Origin of the sequence: Amycolatopsis sp. La24 (assembly GCF_029087445.1) — a bacterium.
Classification (GTDB): Bacteria; Actinomycetota; Actinomycetes; order Mycobacteriales; family Pseudonocardiaceae; genus Amycolatopsis; species Amycolatopsis nivea.
In genome coordinates this window covers 78,886-96,466 of sequence record NZ_JARACH010000013.1, presented here as the reverse complement: position 1 = coordinate 96,466, position 17,581 = coordinate 78,886, and the positions used below count along the sequence as shown (strand labels likewise).

The window sequence follows — 17,581 nt, the reverse complement described above, 5'->3', positions numbered from 1 at the left end:
TCGCGTTACCGGTCCGCGGTCCGCGCCCCGGTGAGGTCGCCGAGAGCGTGGAGCAGCACGTGCGCGAGGTTGTAGATCACCGCCCCGGGCGGTGCCTGCCGAGCCTGGTCCACGGTTCCCACGATGCTGGTCATCGGCTTGTCCGCGCTCTTCGCCGCTGCCGCGACCGCGTCCAGTGCGCGCCCGACGGCCGGTTCGGCGGCACCGCCGGGCAAACCGAGGGATACCGCCAAATCGGCTGGCCCGACCAGCACCGAATCGACTCCGGGGACCCCAAGGATTTCCCCGGCCGCCGCGCACGCTTCGGGCGTTTCCAGCATCGGAACGACGACAGTGGTTTCCGCCGCCGTCTCCAGATGCTCAGCGCTGCTGCGGGCACCGAACCGGCCGGCTCGGCTGTAGGTCGCGAAACCCCGCTGCCCGAGGGGCGGGTAGTGCGCGGCGGCGACCGCGGCGCGGGCCTGCTCCACGGTGTCGACGTGGGGCACGATCACGCCGTCCGCGCCCAGGTCGAGCACCCGCAGGACCAGCGCCGGTTCCGCCGCCCCCACCCGGACCAGCGCGCCCATTCCGTGCGCTTGCGCGGCGACGAGATGCTGCTGCAGGGGCACCAGGTCGGCCGGTCCGTGTTCGCAGTCGAGCACGACGAAATCCAGCCCGGCCACCCCGGCCATCTCGACCAGCGTCTCCGACGGCAGCCGCAGCAGCCCGCCGAGCAGCCGTTCCCCGGACCGCAGGCGCTGTTTGAGCGTGGTCACCGCGCCACCATCCCCGCCGATAGGTCGATGTCCGCCGCGCACAGGCCGGGCATCGCCAGCATCGCGAGCACCGCGGCGGCTACCTCGGACTCGGTGACCATCCGGCCCAGCGCGGCGCGGCCCGTGAACGCGCGTTCGGCTTCGGCGTAACTGACGCCGGTGCGTTCCGCCTCCAACCGGAAGTTCCGTTCCATCCGCGGGCCCTCGACCGGCCCGGGCGACAGGGAGTTCACCGCCACCCCGTACGGCCCGACCTCGCCGGCGAGCGTGGCCGTCAAGCCAAGCACGGCCATTTTCGAGGCACAGTAAGGCGTACGGCGCAGGAGTGGCCGTTTCCCGCTCACGGAAGCGATATTGACGACGTCGCCCGCGCCACGCGCCGTCATCGCCGGCAGAAAAGCGCGGCACACCAAGTAAACCCCGCGCACATTGACGCCGAACACCTCGTCCCACTCCTGCGGTTCGACCTCGACGAGCGGCTTCACCGGCCCCGCGACCCCGGCGTTGTTGACCAGCACCGAGATCTCCTCGTCCGCGAGTTCCTCGGCAAGGGCGGTGACCGAACGCGGATCGGCGACGTCGCACACCGCTGCCCGGCCCGGTCCGGACAGCGCCGCGACCGTTGTCTCGAGGGCGTCCCGCCGACGTCCGGTCACGACAACCCGCGCGCCCGCCGCCGACAACGCGCACGCGATCGCGCGGCCGAGCCCGTTCCCGCCGCCGGTGACGAGCGCGGTCCGTGCCGAAAGCGACGCGGTCACGCCGGGTTCCAGGAAAGCTCGCTCCGCCGGAACTCCGCCGCGCGCACATCGCCCGACCGCGCGTGGCCTTCGAACAACTCCACCCGCGCCGCGCGTCCGCAGACTTCGCCGAGCCGCACACTCGACTCGCTGCTCGTGACCTCCTGATAGGTCACGGTCTTCAAGTACTTCCCTACCCACAGCCCGCCGGTGTAGCGGGCGGCGCCGCGCGTGGGCAGGACGTGGTTGGTGCCGATCACCTTGTCGCCGTAGGACACGCAGGTGCCCGGGCCGAGGAAAAGCGCACCGTAGTCCCGCATCTTCGTCAGCGCCTGACGCGGCTGCTCGGTGAGCACCTGGACGTGCTCGAACGCGTAGGAGTCCGCCAGCGCGAACGCCTCGTCGAGGTCGTCCACGACGTGGATCTCGCCGTGGTCGCGCCAGGCCGGCCCGGCGAAGTCGCGGGTCGGCATGCCCGGCAGCAGCGCCTCGACGTGCTCCAGCACCTCCCGTGCGAGGTCCTCGGACGTGGTGATCAGCACGGCCGGAGAGTCCGGGCCGTGTTCGGCCTGGGACAGCAGGTCCACCGCGACGACGAACGGGTCGGCCGTGTGGTCGGCGACGATCAGCACCTCGGTCGGGCCGGCGAACAGGTCGATCCCGACCTCGCCGAACAGTTGCCGCTTCGCTTCGGCGACATAAGCGTTGCCCGGCCCGGCGATCAGGTCGACGCGCCCGACGGTTTCGGTCCCGACCGCCAGCGCGGCGACCGCCTGCACGCCGCCGAGGAGGTAGATCTCGTCGGCTCCGGCCAAATGCATGGCGGCGACGGTCGCCTCCGGCACCTCCCCGCGGATCGGCGGCGTGCACGCGGCCACTCGCGGCACCCCGGCGACCTTCGCGGTCACGATGGTCATGTGCGCGGAGGCGGTCAGCGGGTAGCGACCGCCGGGCACGTAAGCGCCCGCGGCAGCGACCGGAACGTGTTTCTGTCCCAAGTGGACACCCGGAAGCGTTTCGATTTCGAACTCCTGCAACGAGTCCCGCTGCCGCTGCGCGAAAGCGCGCACCTGGTCCTGGACGAACCGGATGTCATCGAGCACCTGCCCGGGCACCCGGGCGACGATCTTCTCGATCTCCTCGGGCGAGAGCCGGAACGATTCGGGCGACCACGAGTCGAATTTCTCCGAGCACTCGCGGACCGCGGCGTCCCCGCGTTCGCGGATGTCGGCGATGATCGCGCGGACCCGGTCGCCGACGTCAGTGCGGTCGGCCGCGACCTGCTCGGCGGGGACAGCGGATTTCAGGGTCTTGGGCATTCAGGACTCCTTCGAGAAGGGGGAAAGACTGCACAGCCAGTCGGTCAAGGCCGAGGCCGCGGCACCGGGCGTCTCGAGCGTCAGCAGGTGTCCGGCTTCGGGAAGCACGCGCAGCACGGAATATCGCGCCCGCGCGGCGATCGAACGGTGGAATTCGGGCGGGCACAAGCGATCCTGTGCCCCGGAGACGACGAGCACCGGACAGGACAGGCCCGCCACCGCGGCGTGCGCGTCCCGCCGGGTCGCCTGGGCGGCGAGCTGGGCGCGGAACACGCCGGGCCCGACCCGCCGCGCCATGGCGAGGAAACGCTGTTCCAGCACCGGATCCGGGCCGGAGAACATCGTCGGGAGGATTTCCTCCGCGACCACGTCGTCGAATTCCCCGGCGAGCGTGCGGCGGTCGAACGCGGCCCAGGCGGCGAGTTGCTCCGCGGTCGGCGCGCCGGCATTGGTCGAGACGGCACAGAATCCGGCGAGCCGCTCCGGCGCCCGGCGCGCGACCTCGAACCCGGCGATCGCACCGAGACTCAACCCGGCGAGCACGAACCGGCCCTCGACCGCGGCCAGGATCTGCTCGGCCATGCCGCCGATGTCCGGCGCGGTGATCTCCGCGTGCACCACTCGCCCGGGCAGCCGCGGCCAGACCTCGGCGTCGCACAGCATGCCCGGGACCAGCACCACCGGCAGTTCGGTCACCGGCCTGCCGCGCGGGGCAGCAGATGCCACGGCGCGAGGTAACCGTTGTGGTCAAGGCCGACGCCCGCGTCGGCAGCCGCCTTCACGACCTCGTCGTCCCAGTCGAGACGCACGCGGCCGTCTCCGCCGTTGACGACCAGCAGCGTCGCCCGCTCATCGGAGACGTTGCGGACGCTGCGCCACGCGCCGCGCGGCACGGAAACCATGTCCCACGGGCCGAGCCGCACGCTCGTCTCGTCGTGCCGGTTGAGCGTGACCTCCCATTCGCCGTCCTTGACCAGCAGCACCTGCGTTTCGTCGTGCCGGTGCAGCGGGATGCCTTCGCCGGGCTCGGCGCGCAGCCACGCGACGTTGTGCCCGTGCGGGTTGTAGATGGGCGGTTCCTGGTCGCGGTCTTCGGTCATGCCGAAGCCGATGACCGGGGCCAGTTCGGCGCGCCCGCCGGGCACGGCACCGCCCAGCAAGGCGTGCGCGGACCACTGCAGATCGCCGGCCGTGGCCACGCGGCGGCGCAGCTTCGCCGCGTCGTAGGACGGCAGGGCGGCGATGTCGGCCGGAGCCATCGGCTGGACCAACTCCGCGGCGTCGGGCGGTTCGTCGCCGGCGTGGGTGTCGATCAGCCGGTTGTCCGCGGTCAGGTGCAAGCCGTGCCTGCCCGCCTCCCGCAGCACCGACGGGCCCCAGATGATGCCTCCGGTGTCGTCGTGGCCCAGCACGGTGAACAGCCAGCCGTCGTCCGGGCCGATGTTGGTGAACCCGCGGAAGATCCACGTCGGGATCGAGGCGATGTCGCCCTCGCGCAGCACCAATTCGCCTTCGTCGCCGTCCGCGCCCCAGCGGAGCAGGAACTCGCCGCGGAAGCACAGGAACACCTCCGCGGTGAAATGCAGGTGCAGGTTGTTGGTGATCCCGTGCGGCATCGCCGCCGCCCCGATGCTGAACCCGTGCGGCTCGCGCAGGTTCACCACCTGGTCCGCGTTCTGGGTCACCCCCGGGCCGATCATCGAGTAGTTCTCCTTGCGGTCCGACCCCGGCGTCCGGCAGTCGATGAACGCCTGGTCGCAGGACACGAAATCGGTCCGCCGGATCGTCCGGCGGGCCAGCTCGCCCGCCGTCACCGGCCCTTCGTCGGTACGCATGGCACCCCTCCGAAACCTGGTTGTTTATACGTATGCATACGACCATCGCCGCTGGATTCTGTCAAGACGCTCCAGCGTCAGGCCTTCGCGCGGGCGGTCCGGAATTTCCGCTAGGATCCGTATGCACGCCCGTTGCGCGGAAGAGGAGCGGATGTCGATCACGAGTCATGACGTGGCCCGGCTCGCCGGGGTCTCGCAGCCGACCGTTTCCCGGGCGCTGCGCGGGGACCACCGGGTTTCGGAGGCCACCCGCACCCGCGTGCGCGAGGCGGCGGACGCGCTCGGCTACGTGCCGAGCGAAGCCGGCCGGAGCCTGGCGACCCGGTCGACGCACTGCGTCGGCGTGGTCGTCACGGATCTGACCAACCCGTTCTACCCGCATCTGATCGGGCCGCTGCACGACACGCTCGAACAGCACGGCTACCGGATGATGCTCTTCGCCGAGCGCAGCGAGGCCGCGCTGGAGACCGAGCGGCTGCTGGACCGGTCGATCGACGGGGTGGTGCTCACCACCGCGGTGATCGGCTCCGGCCTTCCGGCCGAACTCACCCGGCGCGGGCTGCCGTTCGTCTTCCTCAACCGGGAGACCGGCGCCGGCAACGCCGACGCCGCGGTGGTGGACAACGAGGCGGGCGGGCGGCTGGTCGCCGAGGAACTGCTGCGGCTCGGCCACACCGACATCGCGCTGATCGGCGGCCCGGCCGAGACGACGACCGGACGCGACCGCGAGCTCGGCTTCCGGATCGGGCTGTCCGAGGCGGGCGTCGGCCTGCCGCGCCGCCGCGTCCGGCAAGGCCCGTTCGACCACGGCACCGGGTACGAGGGACTGCTCGACCTGATGGCGGAAAACCCCCGGCCCACCGCGGTGTTCTGCGGCAACGACGTCATCGCGATCGGCGCGATCAACGCGGCCCGGCGCCTCGGCATCGACATCCCGGGCGACCTCACCGTGATCGGGTTCGACGATCTGCCGATGGCCTCCTGGGAGACCTTCGATCTGACGACCGTGCGCCACGACTTGGACGGCATGGCCAAGGCCGCGGCGGGCCTGCTGGTCGACCGCCTCGCCGGAAACAGCGAAGCACCGCGGCGCACCGTGTTCGCCCCGTCGCTGGTGCCCCGGGGAACGCACGCGCCGCGGTGAACCCCGCGCCCGCCGCGGCGGCGGACGCGGGGCCCCGGCAGGTCACCGGGCGTATTTGTCCGCCGAGAGGTCGCTGCGGTAGGTCTCCTTCATGAACACCGTGATCACCACGAGGGCGAGCACCGCGGCGGCCGCCAGGTACATCCACACCGCGTAGATCGTGCCGGACTCCGCCACCAGCAGCGTGGCGACGAACGGCGTGATGCCCATGAAGATCGAGAACGAGCAGTTGTAGGCGATCGAACTCGCGCTGAACCGGGTCCGGGTCGCGAACATCTCCGCCGCGCACACGGTGACGATGCCGGTCAGGAAGAACTCCGGGACCAGGTAGATCAGCTGGCTCGCCACCGCGGCCCCGAACGTGCCCGCCTCGCCTACCTTGAACGCCAGCGGCACCAGCACGATGCAGCACACCGCCCCGGCGATGAGCATCGGCTTGCGCCCGATCCGGTCGGAGATCGCGCCGGCGAGCGGCAGCAGCGGGATCAGCACCGCGACCGAGATCATGTTCGACAGCCACGCCGCGGACTTCGGCAGGTGCAGCGTTTCGGACAGGTACTCCGGGTAGAAGGTGACCCAGGTGTAGGACAGGATCGCGAGCATGATCGACGCGCCGCAGAACACCAGGATCGGCCGCCACTGGGAACGCAGCGCCTCGCGCAGCGGCGCGGCGACGACGTTCGTGCCGTGTTCGGTGGCGGCGACGAATTCCGGGGTCTCGTCGAGCCTGCTGCGCAGCCAGACTCCGATCGCGCACAGCGGAAGCACCGCCAGGAACGGGATCCGCCAGCCCCAGCTGTGCAATGCCGCGTCGCTGAACAAGGCGCTCATCAGCGCTGCCGTGCCGGCCCCGGCGAGGATGCCGAGGAAGCAGCTGTTCGACGCGAACGACGTGTAGAACCCGCGCCGGCGCGGCTCGGCCCACTCGACCACGAACGCGACCGCGCCGACGTACTCCCCTCCCGCGACCATGCCTTGCACCACCCGCAGCACGAGCAGGATCAGCGGAGCCGCCAGCCCGATCTGGCCGTACGTGGGAAGCACGCCGATCGCCGCCGTGGACACGCCCATGAACAGGACTGTCCACAACAGCACCCGCTTGCGCCCCAGCCGGTCTCCCCACCGGCCGAGGAGGGTGCCGCCGAGCGGGCGCACCAGGCAGGCGATCGCGATCACCGCGTACGCGCTGAGCACGCTGGCGGTGTGGTCGCTGGCCGGGAAGAAGGACGCGGCGAGCACCGGGGCCATGTAGCCGTAGAGCCCGTAGTCGAACTGCTCGACGAAGTTCCCGATGCTGCCGGCGAGGACGACCTTGCGGATCGCCTTCCGACGTCCGGTCGCCTCGGCCGTCGCGGCCGCGGTCGGCGTGACGGTGGACATGACACCTCCAGTGGCGTCTCACAACGGCTCAGCCGTCTGCATACGTATGGATGGCAACTTAAGTGGCCCGGGTCACCGGGTCAAGACCGCCGCTGCCGCGAATTTTGCCGAGGTCACGCGCGGAAGATCAGCCGCGGCCACGGTTCGGCGGCTGCTCTTGCCCGGAGCAATGCATACGGATACAGTGCCCAGCGCACGTTGCCAGCCGAGAAAGGAACCCGCCATGCCGCTCGACCCGGTCGCCTACCAGCCCTACGCGGACCCGGACGATTTCATCCGCGAGGTCACCGACCGGATCTGGGTGCAGCGCGACATCTCCTACATCGTCGACAACTACGAACCCGACTCGATTGTGCACGGCGGCCTCGGCACCGTGACCGGGCGGGACGGCGTGATCGAGGGCAGCCTGATGCGGATCGCGCAGGTGCCGCAGCACGTGGGCCAGGCCGAGGACGTCGTGTGGGAAGCCCGCGGCGACGACGCCTTCCTCAGTTCGCACCTCGTCTTCTCCGCCGACACGCACCTCGTGGCGGGCCGGCCGGTGCCGATCCGCAAGCGCACCATCGCGAACTGCCTGTACCGGCGGGGCCGCATGGTCGAGGAATGGGTCGTCCGCGACGACCTCGCGGACTGCCTGCAACTCGGCCTCGACCCGGCCGAGGTCGCGCGCGGGCTGCGGTTCCGCGGCTACGAGGGATCGATGACGAAACCGGCGCCCGCCGACGTCCTGGCCGTCGGCGACAGCGGCCCGCGCGCGGACGATTACCGGCCCGAATGCGAAATGGTGCTGGAATTCGTCGAGGAGGTCTGGAACGCGCGGCGCCTGCACAAGGTCACCGACTTCATGCACCGGGACCTCTTCCTGCACACCGTCGGCGATCGCACGGTCCTCCGCCCGGACGGCTACCAGAAGGACCTGCTCGCCCAGATCGCGCCGTTCCCGGACGCCCGGTTCGAGATCCGCGACGTCCAGGCCAACTACGCCGAGCGGTACGCGGGACTGCGCGTCGCCGTGCTCTGGGTCATGCGGGGCGAGTACCGCGGGGTCGCCGATTTCGGGCCGTTGACCGGCAAACCGGTCGACCTGCTCGGCGTTTCCCAGTTCCTCGTCCAGGACGGCCGGATCGTCCGCGAGGTCCGGGTTTTCGACCAGATCTCGCTGCGGGCGCAGATCAACGGCCACGAAAGCTCGTTCGCCGACACCAACATCTACTGAGCGCGGCGGGACGTCCGTCCGCTTAGGATCGGCCGATGGAGCAGGAGTCCCGCGACGGCGACCGGGTGACCCTGAACCAGCTGCGGGCGTTCGTCGCGGCCGAAAGCCAGGGCTCGTTCACCCGGGGCGCGGCCCAGCTCGAGGTGTCCCAGGCCTCGATGTCGGAGATGATCCGCAGGCTGGAGGAAGAACTCGACGCGGTGCTCTTCCATCGCGGCGCCCGGCGGCTGACGCTGACCGCGGCCGGCGAGGAACTGCTGCCGTTCGCGCGGCGCGCGGTCCACGCGGCCGACGAAGGGGTCCGCGCGGTGCAGTCGCTGGGCTCGCTCGGCGGCGGCACCGCCACCTTCGGCGTCCTGCGCAACGCGGACTACTACCTGCTCGGCAATCTCGCGCAGACCTTCCACCGCCGGTATCCGTCGGTCAAGGTCCGGCTGGTCGGGCAGAATTCCGCGGAGACCGCGGACGCGATCCGGGCGGGCGACATCGAAGCCGGGCTCATCGTGCTCCCGGTCGACGACGAGGGACTGGACATCACCCCGCTGATGCGGGACGAGGTGCTCTACGTGAGCGCCGACCCGGCCGCGGCCGCGGAACCGGTGAGCATCCGGCGTTTCGCGGCCGCGCGGCTGGTCCTCTACGACGCCCGCTACGGCTGGCGCGATCCCACCCGCCGCCAGCTCGCCGACCGGGCGCAGCTGGCCGGCGTGCGCATCGAACCGGTCTTCGAGATCGAACACGTGGAAGCGGCCCTGAAACTGGTCGCCGATGGAGCGGGCGACACCATCGCCAGCACCGCGGTGGTCCGCAGCGCCGCCTTCCCGCCGGGCCTGCACACGGCTCCGTTCGAGGAGCCGCTTTTCGACACGATCGCCATCGCCCGCAAACGCGGCCGTCCGCTGTCGCGCGCCACCCGGGAGTTGGCCCGGCTCGCCGAGGACGCGGTCAGCGACGCGCGCGGGCCGGCTGCCGCACGGCCCAAGCAGACCCGAGGCTGAGCCGGGTCCGGTGTGAACGGTTCCACTTTTGTCCATAGTGGACGTTTTGCCCTCGCTGGCATAGGGCAACCCGATGGTTCGCCCAGGATCGCACCCTCTAGTCCGGGGGCCGGATCGCGCTTACCGTCTCGTGCCATGCAAATCACTCCCTCCGAGGCAGCCCAGCTCGGCCCGCTGACCTGGCTCAAGAAGCCCGCCGTGGACGGACCGCCCGCCCAGCGCGACCCGCGCGTCGTCGAACGCGTCAGCGAAATGCTGCGCGACATCGAACGCGGCGGTCTCACCGCGGTGCGGCGCTACTCCGAGGACCTCGACGGCTGGACCGGCGCGCTCGAACTCGGCCGCGACGAACTGCGCCGCTCCGGCGACCAGCTCCCCGCCGACCTGCGTGCGGCGCTCGAGCTCGGCCACGAACGCACTCACCGCTTCGCGGCCGCCCAGCGCGAGCACCTGACGGACTTCGAACTCGAACTGGCCGACGGGGTCGTCTGCGGACAGCGCTACGTGCCGGTCAGCCGGGTCGGCGCGTACCTGCCCGCTGGCCGATTCCCGTTGCTAGCCAGTGCATTCATGACGGTCGGGGTCGCCAAGACGGCCGGTGTGCCGTCCGTTCTCGCGTGCACTCCCCCGTCGGGCGAGCACGGCGCGCACCCGGCGGTCCTGTACGGCGCCTACCTGTCCGGCGCGGACCGGGTGTTCGCGCTCGGCGGCGTCCAGGCGCTGGGCGCGATGGCGTTCGGACTGCTGGACGAGGCGCCGGTGGACATGCTCGTCGGCGCGGGGAACGCCTACGTGACCGAGGCGAAGCGGCAGCTGTTCGGCCGGGTCGGCATCGATCTGCTGGCCGGACCGTCCGAAGTGGCCGTGCTCGCGGACGAGACCGCCGACCCCGACTGGGTCGCCGCCGACCTGCTCGGGCAGGCCGAGCACGGCCCCAACTCGCCCGCCGCGCTCGTGACGACGTCCGAGGAACTCGGCCGCCAGGTCGTCGCCGCGATCGACCGCAGGCTGGCGACGCTGGCCACCCGCGAGGTCGCCGGTCCGGCGTGGCGCGACTTCGGGTCGGTCGTCGTCGCGCGCGACAGCGCCCAGGCCGCCGCGGTCAGCGACGTCTGGGGTCCCGAGCACCTGGAAATCCAGACCGCCGACGACGACTATTACCTCAAGACGCTCACCAACTACGGCTCGCTGTTCCTCGGCCGGTGGAGCACGGTCGCCTACTCCGACAAGGGAATCGCGGGCACCAACCACGTCCTGCCGACCGGCAAGACGTCCCGCTACAACGCCGGGCTGTCGGTGTCGCGGTTCCTCAAGCCGCTCACCTACCAGCGCGCCGCGAAGGAAGGCACCGCGGCATTGGCGCCTGCCGTGGAACGGATCTCCGCGTTCGAGGGCCTGGCCGCGCACGAGGCCACGGCCACCGTCCGCATCGAGCACATCGGCCGGCATTCCGGCGCGTTCGACGGCACTCCCGCCGTCGACCGGACCTGAGCCCGCTTCCCGGGCCGGACCGCATCAGCCGGTCCGGCCCGCCGCCCCCTGCCGCGCCCCGGCACCGAAAACCAGACAGAGGCTGAGGACATGTCCGCACCCGCCAACGGAAACCAAGCCGCGGCCGCACCGGAAAAACTGCGGCGAGAACTCAAAGTCACGGACGCGGCCGCGTTCTCCGTGGGTCTCATCGGCCCGGTCGGCGCGATGGCGCTGCTCGGCGTGGGAGCGGCCGGGCTGCTCGGCGAAGGGGCCACCTGGGCCTTCGTCTTCGCCATCCTCGGCGTTTCGCTCGTCGGCTACGGATTCGTGAAGCTGTCGCAGCACATCTCGCACACCGGCTCCGTCTACGCGCTGGTCGGCCGCACGCTCGGCCCGCGCGCCGGGTTCGTCGCCGGCACCGCGCTGTTCACCGCGTACGCGACCATCGGCACCGGCTCGACCGCCGAAATCGCCTTGTTCTTCAACAAAGTCCTCAGCCAGCTGGGCCTGGCCAGTGCCGGGTCGGCCGAATGGATCTGGACCGCACTGGTGGCGCTGGTCCTGGTCGTCGCGCTGTCGCTGAGCGAAATCCGGGTCATCACGCGGATCCTGCTGATCTGCGAACTGGCCGGGGCCGCGCTGGTCGGCCTGCTCAGCATCGTGATCATCGCGCGGGTCGCGACGGGCCACGGCCCGCACGGGCAGACGTTCAGCTGGAATTTCCTGCACCTGCCCGCCGGAACCGGAGTGGGCACGATCGCCGGCGCCGCGGTGTTCGGATTCCTCGCGTTCGCCGGGTTCGAGGGCGCCGCGTCGCTCGGCGAGGAGACGATGAACCCCAAGCGGGAAATCCCCCGGGCGCTGAAGATCACCATCGCGGTGGTGGGCGTGTTCTTCCTGCTCGCCATCGCCGGGCAGGCGCTCGGCTACGGCACCGGGCCGGACGGGGTGAAAGCGTTCGCCGCGGCCGAAGACCCGTACGGCGATCTGGCTGGTCAGTATCTCGGCAGCGCGATGGGCGTGCTGCTGAACCTGGTCGCCAGCGTCAGCCTGTTCGCGATCACCCTCGGCACCGTCAACGGCGCCGCGCGGGTCGGCTACGCGCTGCTCCGCGACGCCGGAGTCCCCGGACCGGTCGCGCGGCTGACCAAACGCGGGGCCCCGGTCGGCACGATCGTCGTGACCAGCGTCCTGATCCTCTGCTTCGCCGTCGGGCAGCGGCTGGCCGGCACCGGGGTCCTGGACGCGACTTTCTACTGGCTCACCATCGGAACCATCGCCCTGCTGGTGGCTTACGCCATGGCCACCGTCGGCGCGTTCCGTTTCCTTTTCCTCAGCGGCAAGCCGAAAGCGCCGCGCTGGCAGGCGGTCGTCCCGGTGCTCGCGCTCGCCTTCATCGCTTACACCATTTTCAAGAACGTGGTGGGCGTGTCGGGCCCCTACCGGTTCTTCCCGTACATCATTCTCGGGGTGCTCGTCGTCGCGACCGTCGTCGTGGCCGCGGTGCCCGGCCTGGCCGAGCGGGTCCGGACGCAGATCGCCGAGCAGGGAGACAGCGAATGACCAGGATCGTCTGCGCGCAACTCGCCCCGCAGGTCGGCCGCCTCGCCGAAAACCACCGGCAGATCGTCCGCACGATCAGCGAAAACACGACCGCCGACATTCTCGTGCTGCCGGAACTGGCGACGAGCGGATACGTCTTCGAGTCGCCCGCCGAGGCGCGGGAGTGCGCGATCCCGTCCGATGACCCGATGATCGCCGAGTGGGCGGCCGCGATCGAGGGCGACTCGGTAGTCGTGTGCGGATACGCCGAACGCGGCCCGGACGACGTCCTCTACAACAGCGCGGTGCTGTTCGACGCTACTGGTGTCCTGGCCCGCTATCGCAAAACCCATTTGTGGGACCGGGAAAAGCTGTTCTTCACCCCGGGAAGCCAGCCGCCACCCGTCACCACCACCCGCTTCGGCCGGATCGCGGTGATGGTCTGCTACGACCTTGAGTTTCCTGAGTACACCCGCCGGGCCGCTCTCGAGGGCGCCGATGTGATCGCGGTCCCGACCAACTGGCCCGAAGTCCCCCGTCCCGAGGGTGAGCGACCGCCGGAGGTAGTCATCGCCCAGGCCGCCGCGAGGGTCAACCGAGTCGCGATCGCGTGCTGCGACCGCTCCGGCACCGAACGCGGCCAGCGGTGGACGGAGGGAACGGCGATCGTCGACCACAACGGCTGGGTCGCCGCCGTCGCGGGAGAGGACTGGCGGGCTTGCTGGGAGACCGAGCTTTCCGCGGGGCGGGACAAGAACATCAGTACCCGCAACCATCTATTTGGGGACCGGAGGACCGATTTGTACGGGCCGCCGCACTGATTTCCGGGACGGCGGGAGTTCTCCGGCGCGGACGTCACGATCGCTTGAGTTTCTGGCAGCCTGGTCGCATGACCACCGCTGACGACCCCGCCGCGCCGCTGCAACTCCTCGTCGGCCGCGAGATCAGCGCGGTCTGCTTCGTCCGCGACTACGTCGAACTGCACTTCGATGGACCCGTCCTGCGGGCTCTCACCAACCCGTTCGGTCTGTATGGCTGCCGCGGGTGGCGCTTTCCGGAAGGACAATCGCCGGTCGTCATGCTTTCCTACATCTGCGCGGTGATCGACCACTGCGAACTGGTCCCCGATCGCTACCTCGCGGTGGACTCCGGCGAACACCGCTTCGCCATCCCGCTGGACGAGGACTCGCGCACCGGCCCCGAAGCCGCCCACCTCGTCGGCATCGACGAAAGCGGCTGGACGGACCAACGACAGCTATGGATTTGGTAGCCCGAACTCCGAAACGGCGCGTTTAACTCGTTTCCGCAGATCTGTGTCCAGAATCTCCGAACTCGCCGCCCCGGGCGACATGCGGCCACCGTGCCATCGCTCGCTCCCGTTGACGTCCGTGAGGGCCACCCTGAGGGAATCAGATTCCCTCAGGGTTCCCCTCACGACATCCGCACCGACCCCATCGCGCTCCTCCACCAATGGACGGGCGGATCCCACTCGGGCATGTCAACCATCCTGGGTCCCGTAACCAGTCAAACGCTGGGAATTGCTGTCGTGCCGCATTCGCTCGCAGCACCACTCGGCCATTGTCTCGCTACCTCGTGCCCCCAGCACCGAATCCGCCCTGGCGATCACCGCAGCGGCCCCCTGATCACGCGAAACCACCCCTATCCACGCCCCCTCCCACGGCCGTGAACGCGATCCTAGACGGCGTTCACCGCCACCCTTTGGAGGGAAACGTGCACAGATACCGGTTTCTAGGCAGCGCCTTGCTGGTCGCGGCGGCCTTGCTCGTCCCGACCTCGACCGCGTCCGCGGCGGCTTGCAGTTGGCGGGCGACGGCGCTTCCCGTGCCGGGCCAGGGCGGGATGCCGACCGCGACCGATCACCAGGGCGGCTTCTCCGGCGTCGCCGACATCGGCGGGCGGCAGCGGCCGGTTGCCTGGAAGAACGGTGCGTACTCCGTCTTCACCGTGATGAACGACGTGCTCAGCTACGAGGTGGCCGACGAAAACCGCGCGGGCACGATCGTCGGTACTGCCCGGGTCAGTTTCCCGGGGGTCTCGGTGAGCACGGCGTTCCGCTCCCGGGGCGACGTGCTGGAGGAGCTGCCGAAGCTGGGGAACAACACCAAGGCCGCCGCGCTCGGCATCAACGACGCGGGCGACATCACCGGCTACGTCTGGGGCGACAGCAGCGGCCTGACCACGGTGGTGCGCTGGCCCGCCGCGCAACCGGGCACCGTCACCGCGCTTCCCGGGCTGGCTCCGGACCCCACCCAGCCCCAGGCGGTCGACGAGGACGGCTCGGTCCTGCTGCTGCGCGACTCCGGTCTCGCGATCTGGCGGGCGGGCACGATCACCCCGCTCGGCACCCTGCCGGGCCTGCAGTTCCCCGACGGCACGGCGTTCTCCAACGGGCGCGTGGTCGGCAACGCCAGCTACAACAACAAGCCGGTCGGCGTCTATTGGGACCAGCAGGGCGCCGCGCACGTGCTGCCCGGCTCGAGCTACAACCTGTCCAACGGCAACCCGCAGCTCACCCTCAACCGGGACGGCCTGATCACCGGCCGGATCGACGTGGCGCACGGCGGCAACGACTCCAAGGGCACCGGCTACGGCGTGTGGCGGCAGGGCGCGTGGGTGTCGAACTTCGGCGACATTACGCGCGACCTCCCGTCCCGGATCGGCGACGACGGCACGGTGGCCGGGGCGCGCATGGACGCCGACGGGATCTACCACCCGTATGTCTGGCGCTGTTCCTGATCGACGTCCTCAGGCAGTAGTTCCGCAGCACACCGACGCCCGGTCGCCTTCCCCAGGCGGCCGGGGCCGGACGGCTCGCATAGCCCGGCCGCGAACGGGTACCCCTCCCGAGTACCGCGGTTTCCCGGCGACGGTCAGGAGGGCTCCATGCTGGCACTGCTCGGTCTGCTTCTGGTGATCTGGCTGGTGTGCATCGTGCTCGGGGTGGTGATCAAAGGCCTGTTCTGGCTCGTCGTCGTGGGCGCGGTCCTGTTCCTGGCGACCGCCGCGGTCGGCTTCGTGAAGCGGGCCGCGCTCGGCCGGGGTCGGTAACCCGTCCGCGGGCGGTTCAAACCTGGGCCCGGAGAGACGATCGCAACACCGTTCGGGGCGTCGGTCGGCTTAGGCTGAGGGCATGGCCGACACGACACCGCCGACTCCGCAGGAAGCGTTCGACCTGCTGATGGCAGGCAACCACCGCTTCGTCACCAGCGCCCCGGAGCACCCCAACCAGGACGCTGCCCGCCGCGCGGCGATCGCGCCGAACCAGCATCCGTTCGCGGTCCTGTTCGGGTGCTCCGATTCGCGCCTCGCCGCCGAGATCATCTTCGACCGCGGCCTCGGCGACCTGTTCGTCGTGCGCACCGCGGGCCAGGTGATCGGCGGGGAGGTGCTCGGCAGCATCGAGTACGGCGTCGACCTGCTGGACTGCCCGCTCGTCGTCGTGCTCGGCCACGATTCGTGCGGTGCCGTCGGCGCGGCACGGGCCGCCCTCGAAGACGGGCTCGCGCCGGTCGGCTACGTCCGCGACGTCGTCGAGAAGGTGACGCCCAGCGTCCTCGCCGCGCGGGCCGCGGGCAGGGTCGAGCCGCACGAGATTCTGGCCGAGCACGTCAAGCACACCGTCGACCTGCTGCTGGACCGCTCCCGCGTGCTCGCCGACCGGGTCGCGGACGGCCGGGCCGCGGTCGTCGGCCTGCGTTACCGGCTGGCCGACGGCAGCGCCGAGGTCGTGGCCGCGCACGGCGTCGACGTCTCCGCCGCCAAAGCGGTGTCCTGACCCCGTGCGCTTCGGCCACGGAACCGGAACAGCGTTCCGGGGCTACCGTGGCCGAAGCGCACGGTGAGGACACCAGGAGGCAGTGCATGCCCGGGCAACCCTTCGCAGGACTCCAGCTCGACGGCACATTGACCACCGACCCACCCGAAATCGCCTACGCCGCTGCCGACTTCGGCGGCATCGTCTCCCGTCCCCCGCTGGCCGTCGCCCGGGTCAGCTCGCCCCGAGATGTCAGCGAGGTCCTCCGCTTCGCCGCGGAGCACGGCCTTTCCGTCACGCCACGAGGACAGGGCCACACCGGGATGGGCCAGGCGCAGGCCGCTTCCGGGATCGTGCTCGATCTCAGCGGCCTCAGTACCGTGCACGACATCAGCGACGACCGCGTAGTCGTCGACGCCGGTACGACCTGGGCCGAACTCCTGGCGGCCACGCTCCAGCACGGCTTGACTCCCCGCGTCCTCACCGACTACCTCCACCTCTCCGTCGGCGGGACGTTGTCCGTCGGCGGGATCGGCGGCACGAGTCACCGGTACGGGGTGCAGACCGACAACGTGCTGTCCCTCGACGTCGTCACCCGCGACGGGGCACTCCGGACCTGTTCCCCGACCCAAGCACCGGATCTCTTCGCAGCGGTGCTCGCCGGGTTCGGCCGAGACGGGGTGATCGTGCGCGCGACCATTCCGCTCATTCCCGCGCCGGCACGGGTGCGGCGAGTCAAGATCTACTACCCGACTGCGGCCGAACTTCGCGCGCAGCAACGAAAACTCCTCCGCGAGCGCCGGTTCGACTTTCTCCAAGGACAGATCATCCCCGGCGACGCGGGCTGGCTCCATCTGCTCGACGTCGCCGCTTTCTCCACTCCGCCCGCCGAACCGGACGACGCCTTGCTCGACGGCCTCGGTTTCGACGCGGCTAGGGACAAAATCGAAGACCTCAGTTATGCGGAGTTCGCCACCCGGCTTGACGAAACCGTCGTTTATCTCGAATCCACCGGCGAATGGCGTTCGCCGCATCCGTGGGCGAACCTGTTTCTGCCCGACCACGCCGTCGACACTTTCGTCGACGGGATCATGTCCGACCTCACGCACGCCGACCTGGGAGATTCCGGGCTGATCCTGACTTACCCCGTTCCCGCGGACGTGCTCACCACGCCCCTTTTCCGGGTGCCGGACGCGCCGACGATCTTCCTCGTCGCGGCACTCCGCTACGCAAAGACCGGAGCGATCGCCGAGCAGATGGTGGAGAGCAATCGCCGCTGGTACGACGCGGCGGTGAAACTCGGCGGCACTAGTTATCCAGTCGGCGCAATTCCCTTCACGGAGAAAGATTGGCGGAATCATCTCGGTGAAGCGGAGTAGCAGCAAGCCGGAAACCCGGACT

General features: G+C 70.3%; 17 protein-coding genes. 11 read left to right on the top strand and 6 right to left on the bottom strand.

Annotation, left to right across the window (positions count from 1 at the left end; all coding sequences use genetic code 11):
* Nucleotides 1-5: 5 nt before the first annotated feature.
* From PUT80_RS15630 to PUT80_RS15610, 5 genes are read right to left on the bottom strand one after another with little or no spacing between them, the layout of a single operon-like run.
* Nucleotides 6-758, bottom strand: coding sequence for an aldolase/citrate lyase family protein (locus PUT80_RS15630; RefSeq protein ID WP_275292443.1), 753 nt, complete (start codon nucleotides 756-758; stop codon nucleotides 6-8).
* Nucleotides 755-1,519 (bottom strand): SDR family NAD(P)-dependent oxidoreductase, encoded by a 765-nt coding sequence (locus PUT80_RS15625; protein WP_240690930.1) that lies wholly within the window; start codon nucleotides 1,517-1,519, stop codon nucleotides 755-757. Before PUT80_RS15625 ends, PUT80_RS15630 begins: the two co-directional genes overlap by 4 nt.
* Entirely contained in the window at nucleotides 1,516-2,817 is a 1,302-nt protein-coding gene (gene hisD / locus PUT80_RS15620) for a histidinol dehydrogenase (protein WP_134669488.1), read from the bottom strand. Before hisD (PUT80_RS15620) ends, PUT80_RS15625 begins: the two co-directional genes overlap by 4 nt.
* Nucleotides 2,818-3,543, bottom strand: coding sequence for an alpha/beta hydrolase (locus tag PUT80_RS15615; RefSeq protein WP_275292438.1), 726 nt, complete (start codon nucleotides 3,541-3,543; stop codon nucleotides 2,818-2,820).
* Nucleotides 3,510-4,652 carry a cupin domain-containing protein gene (locus PUT80_RS15610; RefSeq protein WP_275292436.1) on the bottom strand — a complete coding sequence of 381 codons (1,143 nt, stop codon included), beginning with the start codon at nucleotides 4,650-4,652 and terminating at the stop codon, nucleotides 3,510-3,512. The genes PUT80_RS15615 and PUT80_RS15610 overlap by 34 nt, the downstream gene beginning before the upstream one ends.
* Nucleotides 4,653-4,803: 151 nt before the next feature.
* On the opposite strand from PUT80_RS15610, the gene PUT80_RS15605 reads away from it, so the two are divergent.
* Nucleotides 4,804-5,796 (top strand): LacI family DNA-binding transcriptional regulator, encoded by a 993-nt coding sequence (locus tag PUT80_RS15605; RefSeq protein WP_134733838.1) that lies wholly within the window; start codon nucleotides 4,804-4,806, stop codon nucleotides 5,794-5,796.
* A gap of 42 nt (nucleotides 5,797-5,838) precedes the next feature.
* Here the strand turns inward: PUT80_RS15605 and PUT80_RS15600 are convergent, their stop codons facing one another.
* Nucleotides 5,839-7,176 (bottom strand): MFS transporter, encoded by a 1,338-nt coding sequence (locus PUT80_RS15600; RefSeq protein ID WP_134733837.1) that lies wholly within the window; start codon nucleotides 7,174-7,176, stop codon nucleotides 5,839-5,841.
* 223 nt (nucleotides 7,177-7,399) lie between these two features.
* On the opposite strand from PUT80_RS15600, the gene PUT80_RS15595 reads away from it, so the two are divergent.
* The 10 genes from PUT80_RS15595 to PUT80_RS15550 all read left to right on the top strand — a co-directional run bounded on the left by PUT80_RS15595 (nucleotide 7,400) and on the right by PUT80_RS15550 (nucleotide 17,559).
* Nucleotides 7,400-8,392: an ester cyclase gene (locus PUT80_RS15595; protein WP_275292432.1), complete on the top strand. Its 993-nt coding sequence runs from the start codon at nucleotides 7,400-7,402 to the stop codon at nucleotides 8,390-8,392.
* 35 nt (nucleotides 8,393-8,427) lie between these two features.
* Nucleotides 8,428-9,390, top strand: coding sequence for a LysR family transcriptional regulator (locus PUT80_RS15590; RefSeq protein WP_134669494.1), 963 nt, complete (start codon nucleotides 8,428-8,430; stop codon nucleotides 9,388-9,390).
* 135 nt (nucleotides 9,391-9,525) lie between these two features.
* Nucleotides 9,526-10,881, top strand: a complete 1,356-nt coding sequence (gene hisD, locus PUT80_RS15585; RefSeq protein WP_275292429.1) for a histidinol dehydrogenase — start codon at nucleotides 9,526-9,528, stop codon at nucleotides 10,879-10,881.
* Nucleotides 10,882-10,971: 90 nt separating this feature from the next.
* On the top strand, nucleotides 10,972-12,426 hold the full coding sequence (locus PUT80_RS15580; RefSeq protein WP_043829653.1) for an APC family permease: 1,455 nt from the start codon (nucleotides 10,972-10,974) through the stop codon (nucleotides 12,424-12,426).
* Nucleotides 12,423-13,226, top strand: coding sequence for a nitrilase-related carbon-nitrogen hydrolase (locus PUT80_RS15575; RefSeq protein WP_275292426.1), 804 nt, complete (start codon nucleotides 12,423-12,425; stop codon nucleotides 13,224-13,226). The genes PUT80_RS15580 and PUT80_RS15575 overlap by 4 nt, the downstream gene beginning before the upstream one ends.
* A 68-nt stretch (nucleotides 13,227-13,294) precedes the next feature.
* On the top strand, nucleotides 13,295-13,675 hold the full coding sequence (locus PUT80_RS15570; protein WP_275292424.1) for a hypothetical protein: 381 nt from the start codon (nucleotides 13,295-13,297) through the stop codon (nucleotides 13,673-13,675).
* Between the two features lie 461 nt (nucleotides 13,676-14,136).
* Complete coding sequence (locus PUT80_RS15565) at nucleotides 14,137-15,162, top strand: hypothetical protein (protein ID WP_275292422.1); 1,026 nt, start codon at nucleotides 14,137-14,139, stop codon at nucleotides 15,160-15,162.
* A 147-nt stretch (nucleotides 15,163-15,309) separates the two neighbouring features.
* On the top strand, nucleotides 15,310-15,474 hold the full coding sequence (locus tag PUT80_RS15560; protein WP_093572809.1) for a hypothetical protein: 165 nt from the start codon (nucleotides 15,310-15,312) through the stop codon (nucleotides 15,472-15,474).
* A gap of 82 nt (nucleotides 15,475-15,556) precedes the next feature.
* Nucleotides 15,557-16,201 (top strand): carbonic anhydrase, encoded by a 645-nt coding sequence (locus PUT80_RS15555; protein ID WP_037820036.1) that lies wholly within the window; start codon nucleotides 15,557-15,559, stop codon nucleotides 16,199-16,201.
* Nucleotides 16,202-16,287: 86 nt separating this feature from the next.
* Nucleotides 16,288-17,559: an FAD-binding protein gene (locus PUT80_RS15550; RefSeq protein WP_275292417.1), complete on the top strand. Its 1,272-nt coding sequence runs from the start codon at nucleotides 16,288-16,290 to the stop codon at nucleotides 17,557-17,559.
* Nucleotides 17,560-17,581: the final 22 nt, after the last annotated feature.

Excerpts from the sequence above, each read along its gene's own strand:
- PUT80_RS15560 (WP_093572809.1), top strand. The coding sequence starts at position 15,310 with ATGCTGGCACTGCTCGGTCTGCTTCTGGTGATCTGGCTGGTGTGCATC.
- PUT80_RS15555 (WP_037820036.1), top strand. The coding sequence starts at position 15,557 with ATGGCCGACACGACACCGCCGACTCCGCAGGAAGCGTTCGACCTGCTG.
- hisD (WP_134669488.1), bottom strand. The coding sequence starts at position 2,817 with ATGCCCAAGACCCTGAAATCCGCTGTCCCCGCCGAGCAGGTCGCGGCC.
- hisD (WP_275292429.1), top strand. The coding sequence starts at position 9,526 with ATGCAAATCACTCCCTCCGAGGCAGCCCAGCTCGGCCCGCTGACCTGG.
- PUT80_RS15580 (WP_043829653.1), top strand. The coding sequence starts at position 10,972 with ATGTCCGCACCCGCCAACGGAAACCAAGCCGCGGCCGCACCGGAAAAA.
- PUT80_RS15590 (WP_134669494.1), top strand. The coding sequence starts at position 8,428 with ATGGAGCAGGAGTCCCGCGACGGCGACCGGGTGACCCTGAACCAGCTG.
- PUT80_RS15605 (WP_134733838.1), top strand. The coding sequence starts at position 4,804 with ATGTCGATCACGAGTCATGACGTGGCCCGGCTCGCCGGGGTCTCGCAG.
- PUT80_RS15610 (WP_275292436.1), bottom strand. The coding sequence starts at position 4,652 with ATGCGTACCGACGAAGGGCCGGTGACGGCGGGCGAGCTGGCCCGCCGG.
- PUT80_RS15570 (WP_275292424.1), top strand. The coding sequence starts at position 13,295 with ATGACCACCGCTGACGACCCCGCCGCGCCGCTGCAACTCCTCGTCGGC.
- PUT80_RS15575 (WP_275292426.1), top strand. The coding sequence starts at position 12,423 with ATGACCAGGATCGTCTGCGCGCAACTCGCCCCGCAGGTCGGCCGCCTC.
- PUT80_RS15595 (WP_275292432.1), top strand. The coding sequence starts at position 7,400 with ATGCCGCTCGACCCGGTCGCCTACCAGCCCTACGCGGACCCGGACGAT.
- PUT80_RS15600 (WP_134733837.1), bottom strand. The coding sequence starts at position 7,176 with ATGTCCACCGTCACGCCGACCGCGGCCGCGACGGCCGAGGCGACCGGA.
- PUT80_RS15550 (WP_275292417.1), top strand. The coding sequence starts at position 16,288 with ATGCCCGGGCAACCCTTCGCAGGACTCCAGCTCGACGGCACATTGACC.